The sequence below is a fragment of the Chitinophaga sp. genome, from assembly GCF_017745275.1.
GTDB lineage: Bacteria > Bacteroidota > Bacteroidia > Chitinophagales > Chitinophagaceae > Chitinophaga.
In genome coordinates, this window is sequence record NZ_JAGHZS010000018.1 from 1 (window position 1) to 2178 (window position 2178).

Genomic DNA, 2178 nt, shown 5'->3' on the forward strand with positions numbered 1-2178 from the left:
GATAGGCTTCTTTGTAAACACGCTTATTTGCCGTATTGAAGTACGTGGAGGAGAAACTTATACCAGCTTATTATCGCGGGTAAAAGAAATGATGTTACAGGCTTATGCCAACCAGGAGGTGCCATTTGAGAAGGTAGTGGAAGTAACTGGTCAGCGTCGTGACCTGAGTCGTCATCCGTTATTTGACGTGAAGTTTCAGTTGGAAAATATGCCATCGGCTGGAGATCTTGACCTGGGCGGATTAACACTGCAAGGTTACGAAGGAATTGGGGGCAATGCCCAGATGGATCTATCGCTCGATATCCGCCAGTCTGCCAATGGTCTGCTGTTATCCTTTACTTATTGCACCGACCTGTTTGACATATCTACTATTGAAAGAATGCAGCAGCATTACGAATGCCTGTTGCTGGATATATTAAGGGATCGTTGGCAGGCGGTGGACCAGTTGCAGCTATTATCGCCGGAAGAAAAAGACCAGCTTTTGTCAGGATTCAATAACACTTTCGTTGATATTGGGAATGACCGCACTATCGTAGATATGTTTGCAGAGCGTGTAACGCTGAATTCCGACGCTACGGCAATCGTGTATGGTGATGAAAGTTTGAGCTACGGAGAGTTGGATAAACAAAGCAACCGCGTGGCCCAATACCTGAGAAAGAAAGGAGTGGTGGAAGATGAACTGGTAGCCGTATGCCTGGATCGTGGCCTGGATATGATCGTTTCCTTGTTAGGTATTTTAAAAGCAGGAGCCGCCTATGTGCCGGTAGATCCATCATACCCATCCACCCGTATTGATTATATTTTGGGAGATACCAACGCGAAGATAGTTTTAAGCAATCGTGCTTATGCCTATAACTTTCGTACGCACAAAGATGTGGAAGTATTGGATATGAATGACACTGCTTCGTGGTTGTCTGACAGTCCAGATGAACCAGTGGTTACTCAGTTACGCCCGGATCACCTGGCTTATGTAATTTATACTTCCGGTAGTACCGGTCGCCCTAAAGGGGTGATGAATGAACACCGCGGCGTAGTGAATCGTTTGCTGTGGACACAGGCTTACTTCAGCCTGGCTCCCTCAGATGCCATATTACAAAAGACCACCTATTGTTTCGACGTATCCGTGTGGGAGCTTTTCTGGCCGCTGATAGCCGGTAGTCGTCTGGTGTTTGCAGCACCGGGGGGACAACAGGATCCTTATTACTTGAAACAGTTAATAAAAAATGCACAAATCACTACTATCCATTTCGTACCTTCTATGTTGGGCGTGTTCTGCGATAGTATAGATGCAGGAGAAATATTTCCTTTACGCCGGGTGCTGTGTAGTGGTGAGGCATTAAAGCCTGCGCATGTAAAGCAGTTCCGCGATAAACTGGGCGATATAGGGTTACATAACTTATATGGCCCTACGGAAGCAGCCATCGACGTAAGCTGCTGGACTGCGCCGGCGGGAATAACGGAGGTGGTGCCCATCGGAAAACCGGTATGGAATACCAGTTTGTATATTCTCGATGATCAATTGAATGTATTGCCGGAAGGAGCCTCCGGTGAACTGTTTATAGGCGGTATCCAGGTAGCACGTGGTTACCTGAACCAACCGGAATTGAGTGCTGCTAAATTCATCAACAACCCTTATGGCGCCGGAAGGTTATATCGTAGTGGCGACCAGGCCCGATGGCTGCCGGATGGCAACATCGAATACCTCGGACGCCGCGATGACCAGGTGAAAGTAAGAGGTTACCGGATAGAGCCCGGAGAAGTGGAAGCCGCCATCAATGAATTACCCGAAGTATTAACCAGCGCCGTGGTGGTGAAACGTGATGTGGCGGAAGATAATAAACTGGTATGCTATTACGTGCCATCCGGAGAGGCGGTGAAAGAGAAAGAGCGCGGATTGTATGAAAAACATGTATCAGGCTGGCAGGAATTATACGAAGCAGAATACAGTGAAGTAGATAACAACGGTCCCGTAGATGAAACATTTGATATCCGTGGCTGGAATGATAGTTTCACCGGCACTGCTATCAGCGCGGGCGACATGAAGGCATGGCTGGATGATATTATCAGGGTAACGGAGTCAGGAAACCCGCGCCGCGTGATGGAGCTGGGTTGTGGAACAGGGTTGTTATATTATCGTTTACGGGCCACCATAGAGCATTATACCGGCAGCGATATTTC

General features: G+C 47.8%; 1 protein-coding gene. It reads left to right on the top strand.

Annotated features, from left to right (window positions below; genetic code table 11):
- Nucleotides 1-2178 (top strand): amino acid adenylation domain-containing protein (locus J7623_RS31700; RefSeq protein ID WP_291929404.1); only part of this gene is annotated, 2178 nt, incomplete at both ends.